The organism is Cryobacterium sp. 10I1, assembly GCF_035019805.1.
GTDB lineage: Bacteria > Actinomycetota > Actinomycetes > Actinomycetales > Microbacteriaceae > Cryobacterium > Cryobacterium glucosi.
Genome location: NZ_JASJVF010000236.1, coordinates 1 through 5,114 on the forward strand (window position 1 = coordinate 1; position 5,114 = coordinate 5,114).

The 5,114-nt window shown below is 69.0% G+C and carries 5 protein-coding genes; 3 read left to right on the forward strand and 2 right to left on the reverse strand.

All coding sequences use genetic code 11. The features are described 5' to 3' along the window. The coding region (locus QN345_RS15415) for a proton-conducting transporter membrane subunit (RefSeq protein ID WP_323508831.1) at window positions 1-655 on the reverse strand (655 nt) is incomplete at its 3' end. Window positions 656-792: 137 nt separating this feature from the next. Here QN345_RS15415 and QN345_RS15420 point away from each other — a divergent pair. The 3 genes from QN345_RS15420 to QN345_RS15430 all read left to right on the forward strand — a co-directional run bounded on the left by QN345_RS15420 (window position 793) and on the right by QN345_RS15430 (window position 4,466). After that, a complete protein-coding gene (locus QN345_RS15420) occupies window positions 793-2,406 on the forward strand; it encodes an amino acid permease (protein WP_134449985.1) in 1,614 nt (537 codons plus the stop codon). A 96-nt stretch (window positions 2,407-2,502) separates the two neighbouring features. After that, the gene (locus QN345_RS15425) at window positions 2,503-3,933 is read left to right on the forward strand and encodes a glycosyltransferase family 2 protein (RefSeq protein ID WP_322140982.1); all 1,431 of its coding nucleotides are present in this window, start codon (window positions 2,503-2,505) and stop codon (window positions 3,931-3,933) included. Further along, window positions 3,933-4,466 carry a hypothetical protein gene (locus tag QN345_RS15430; RefSeq protein WP_322137204.1) on the forward strand — a complete coding sequence of 178 codons (534 nt, stop codon included), beginning with the start codon at window positions 3,933-3,935 and terminating at the stop codon, window positions 4,464-4,466. Before QN345_RS15425 ends, QN345_RS15430 begins: the two co-directional genes overlap by 1 nt. On the opposite strand, the gene QN345_RS15435 is transcribed toward QN345_RS15430, so the two are convergent. Then, the coding region (locus tag QN345_RS15435; RefSeq protein WP_323508832.1) for an MFS transporter at window positions 4,374-5,114 on the reverse strand (741 nt) is incomplete at its 5' end. The genes QN345_RS15430 and QN345_RS15435 overlap by 93 nt on opposite strands.

Sequence of the window (5,114 nt, forward strand, 5' to 3'; positions counted from 1 at the left end):
GAGCCGACTTGGACAGGGCCCCGACGAGGATGAGCAGGATGGCCCAGGTCGCGACCGGGCCGGTGACGGGTTGGGCGACGAGCAGGGCGAGCGAGGTCGTCCCTGCCTCGACGCTGAGCATCACGACGCCGACGAGCATGACGAGTCCGCCGAAGGTCGTCACGATCAGGGCCTGGAGCGCGGCGCCCCTGCTCTCCCTGCGGAAGGTGTAATGGCCGATCAACAGGTAGGAGAGCACGCTCGTGATCTCCCAGAACATGAACATCACGACCACGTCGTCCGCGGTCACGAGCCCGTACATGGTGCCTGCGAAGGCGAGGAGGCAGGCTGCGAAGCGGCCGAGCGCCGGTTCGTCAGCGTCGAAGTAGCGGGCGCAGTACACGAGCACGAGGGCGCCGACGCCGGTCACGACGAGGGCGAGCAGCCAGGCGAGGGTGTCGACGCGGAAGGACAGCGCGACGCCGAGCTGCGGGATCCACGGGATGCTCGAGGTTTCGGAACCTCCGCGCGTGACGGTCGCGGTCTGCGTGAGCGTGAAGACGAACGCCGCCGCAGGCAGAAGCGCGATCAGGTAGAACACCTTGGTGGACAGCACGCGGGTGAGCGCCGGCGTCAGGACGGACAGCGCCAGGAAGGCGAGGAGGATCGTCGTCATGCGGCCTCCGGCTCTGTTTCTCGGGTCAGGGGTACGGAAAACCAGTCTACCGAGTGCCCGGTGGACGGACCCTGTTAGGGGGCGCCGGCGCCCCACGGGTAGGGTGGGCGAAAAGCAACTGGATCGGAAGTGCCCCCATGACGAGTGCCATCCGGGGGCCGCAACGCCCCGATCCGACCGGGTCAGGGGCTGAGGCAGAGCCAGCGCAGCCTCACGAGCACGGGCACCACGGCCTGCCCGTCGAGACGCCGCTCGAGCACATCCACGATGCGACGAGCGTGCACGAGGATGCGGGCCTGCACAAGGGGCTCAAGGGCCGGCAGGTGCAGATGATCGCGATCGGCGGCGCGATCGGCACCGGGCTCTTCCTCGGCGCCGGCGGCCGGCTCGCCTCAGCGGGTCCTTCCCTCGTCTTCGTCTACGCGATCTGCGGGTTCTTCGCGTTCCTGATCCTGCGCGCACTCGGCGAGCTCGTCCTGCACCGCCCGTCGTCCGGCTCCTTCGTCTCGTATGCGCGCGAATTCTTCGGCGAGAAGGCCGCGTTCGTCACCGGCTGGCTGTACTGGATCAACTGGGTGATGACGGCGATCGTCGATGTCACCGCCGTCGCGCTGTACATGAACTTCTTCGCCAAGTACTGGGCGCCGTTCGGGAGCGTGCCGCAGTGGCTCTACGCGCTGACGGCCCTCGCGGTCGTGCTGTGCCTCAACCTGCTGTCGGTGAGCGTCTTCGGCGAGCTCGAGTTCTGGTTCGCGCTGATCAAGGTCGTTGCGATCGTGTCCTTCCTGCTCGTCGGCACCTGGATGGTGATCTTCGGCACCCCGATCCCGGGCCAGGAGGCCGGCTTCAGCCTGATCGCGGACAACGGCGGCTGGTTCCCCAACGGGGTGCTCGCCTCGATCGTCGTCGTGCAGGGCGTCGTCTTCGCCTACGCCTCGATCGAACTCGTCGGCACGACCGCCGGAGAGACCGCCCATCCGGAGACGGTGATGCCCAAGGCGATCAACACCGTGATCGTGCGCATCGCGGTCTTCTACGTCGGCTCGATCCTGCTGCTCTCGCTGCTGCTGCCGTACACCGCGTACCAGGCAGGCGTCAGCCCCTTCGTGACGTTCTTCGGCAGCATCGGCGTCGGCGGGGTCGACGTGATCATGAACCTCGTCGTGCTGACCGCGGCGCTGTCGTCGCTCAATGCCGGCCTCTACTCGACGGGACGGATCCTCCGGTCGATGTCGCTCGCGGGATCGGCGCCGCGCTTCGCCGGAAAGGTGAGCCGGACCGGGGTGCCGTTCGGCGGCATCCTCTTGACGGGCTTCGTCACCCTGCTCGGTGTCGGCCTCAATGCGATCGTGCCGGATGAGGCGTTCGAGATCGTGCTCAACATGGCGGCGATCGGGATCATCAGCGCGTGGGGGATGATCGTGCTCTGCCAGCTGCGCCTGCAGGCCTGGGCGAAGCGCGGGATCCTGAAACGGCCGGCGTTCCGCCTGTTCGGGGCTCCATACACCGGTTATGCGAGCCTCGGGTTCCTGGCGACGGTTCTCGTGCTGATGGCCTTCGACTGGCCGGTCGGCACGCTCACGATCAGTTCCCTGATCGTGATCATCCCGGCGCTCGTGGTCGGCTGGTATGCGTGCCGCGGCCGGATCCTGCAGATCGCGCTCGCCCGCGACGGCAAGACCGGGGCCTTCCCGATCAAGGCGAACCGGCCGCTCGCCGACGAGAACGGGACCGGGCGGCCTCCCCGCTAAACCGCACCACGCCGCACCGCACCGCACCCGCCGGGACACTGCGGTACCACGCGATATTGTGCACAATCTTCCGCACGGCCCGATACGATCTGATGCATGGGGGCACAACAACTGGGCCGGGCGGTGGGCCTCGTCATCGCGGGACTCGCCACGGGCGCGGCGGCCGTGCTCTGGTTCCTGGTCGCCTCCGGCGAGCACGCCCCCGGTGCGGCCCCCTCCCGGATCGTGCTCTTCGGCGTGCTCCCGGTGTCGTACGACCCGAGCGCGCCGGGCCCCCGGGCGATCCTCGGCGCCATCGCCCTCTCCGTGCTCTTCGCCGCAGGCATCGCCCTGCTCGAACGCCGCGCGACGAACCGGTCCCGACGGTCCTCCAACGCGCACCTGACCCCGCTCGCACCGAAGATCGTGATGGTCCCGCCGGCAGGAGTCTTCGCCGGGCCCGTGACGGTGACCGTGCTGATCCCGGCTCACAACGAGGCCCTGTCGCTCCCTGTGACCCTGGCCTCCCTTCTCACCCAGTCGCATCCGCCGGAGCGCGTCATCGTCGTCGCGGACAACTGCACCGACGACACCGTCACCATCGCCCGTGCACACGGCGTCGAGGTCGTCGAATCCGTGGGCAACACCCAGAAGAAGGCGGGTGCCCTGAACCAGGCCCTCAAACGGGTCCTGCCCGGACAGCTCGACAACGACGTCGTCATGATCATGGACGCGGACACCGCGCTCGATGACGGCTTCCTCGCCGAGGCGGTCACCCGGTTCACGAGCGATCGCGCCCTGATGGCGATCGGGGGCCTCTTCTACGGGGAGCCGGGGTTCGGCCTGCTCGGACTGCTGCAGCGCAACGAATACGTGCGCTACTCGCGGGAACTCGCCAGGCGGCGCGGCCGCGTCTTCGTCCTGACCGGGACGGCGTCGTTGTTCCGGCCCCTCGCGCTGCGGTCCGTGGCCGAGAACCGCGGTGTCACCATTCCCGGGGTGCCCGGCGACGTCTACGACACGTACGCGCTCACCGAGGACAACGAGCTGACCCTCGCGTTGAAGTCCCTCGGCGGACTGATCACCTCCCCCACCCAGTGCACCGTGGTGACGGAGCTGATGCCGACGCTCCCCGCGCTCTGGCAGCAGCGCCTGCGCTGGCAACGCGGCGCCCTCGAGAATATCGGCACCTACGGCCTGACCCCGGCGACCCTCCGCTACTGGGCGCAGCAACTCGGCATCGGGTACAGCGTCATCGCCCTGACCTCGTTCCTGTCGCTGATGGTGCTGACCCTGCTCGCGGTCAGCACCTGGATCTGGTTCCCGTTCTGGCTCTGCCTGGGCCTCGTCTTCGTCACCGAACGCGTGGTCACCGTGTGGAAGGGCGGCTGGCGGGCCCGCCTGCTCGCGGTCACCGTGCTCCCCGAACTCTGCTTCGACATGTTCCTGAACGTGGTCTACGTCAAGGGCATCGTCGACATCACCCTCGGCAGGCAGGCGGACTGGGAACACGCGAGCAGGCAGGTCGGAACCGGGAGCGCCGCCTGATGCCGGTCCACGTCCTCAGCCAGGTGCCCGCAGGCATCCTGCTGCCCGACACGATCCTCGCCTCAGAGTTCTTCGCCGTCTTCTCGGCCTTCGTCGGGATCAATACCGTCATCTACGTGGTCCTGGCCGTCGCCAAGATCCTGCCGAAGATCTACTTCACCGACTGGGTCAGGGGCAGCAACCGGCGGGCCGCCGCCCGCAGCATCTACGCGGTGGCGGAAATACCGGTGCGGCCGCCGCCTCCCGCCACCACGGTCGCCGTGACGGCCCTCGAGGCATCCGTGCGCCGGGTGCGCGAGTCGGCGCATCCGCTCGCAGGAGTGCATGCGGGAGCGCACAGCGGTGCGCTCGCGTCGACGCACGGCGGGACGCACGCGGAGGCACACGGCGGGACGCACGCGGCTACGCACATGGCTAGGCACGCGGCACCGCATGCCGCGCTACGCGGCCGAGCGGCGGCGGATCACCAGCTGGCTCACCAGCACGAGCACGAGCGCGGCGACGAGGATCCCGACGTAGACGAACGGCACTGACGTGATGCCCGAGCGTTCGAGGAGGATCCCTCCGAGGAGGGCGCCGCCGCCGATCCCGGTGTTGAACGCGGTCGTGTAGAAAGCGCTCGCGGTGTCGCGGATGCGACGGGAGGCGGTGTGCATCAGCCGGGTCTGCAGGAGGGCGGGGAGCGCTCCGAACGCGATGCCCCAAAGCAGGAACGCGACGATGGCGACCGGGAGCATGCCGCTCCAGATGCTCAGCGCCGAGACGCTGACCGCACTCACGACGAGGCCGAGCACGATGCCGAGCTGGGGCCGGGCGGCGAACACCGTGCCGCTGAGGAGCAGTCCGACGGCACCGGCGATCCCGTAGGCGAAGAGGAACGGAGCGATCGCGGACGGATCGACCCCGAGGCCGTCGATCAGGAACGGCGCGATGTACGTGTAGAAGGAGTAGTGACCGATCATGATCAGGGCTGCGATGACGCAGATCAGGGCGACGGGAGCGATCGTGGGGTCCCGGCGCGCGGGCGCCTGGGGGCGCGGGGCTGCTGTCGGGGCCGGGTCGGTCACGGCTGCCTGGTCGGTCACGGCTGCTGACGTGGTCTCGAGCGGCGCAGCGCTCGCGTCCGGGGCATCGGGGGCGGATGCCGCGGCATCCGCTGCCTGCGCCGGTACGCCCCGGTC

What these genes read in the sequence shown, in the direction of transcription:
- QN345_RS15430 (WP_322137204.1), top strand. Translation starts at nt 3,933, where the DNA reads ATGCCGGTCCACGTCCTCAGCCAGGTGCCCGCAGGCATCCTGCTGCCC.
- QN345_RS15425 (WP_322140982.1), top strand. Translation starts at nt 2,503, where the DNA reads ATGGGGGCACAACAACTGGGCCGGGCGGTGGGCCTCGTCATCGCGGGA.
- QN345_RS15420 (WP_134449985.1), top strand. Translation starts at nt 793, where the DNA reads ATGACGAGTGCCATCCGGGGGCCGCAACGCCCCGATCCGACCGGGTCA.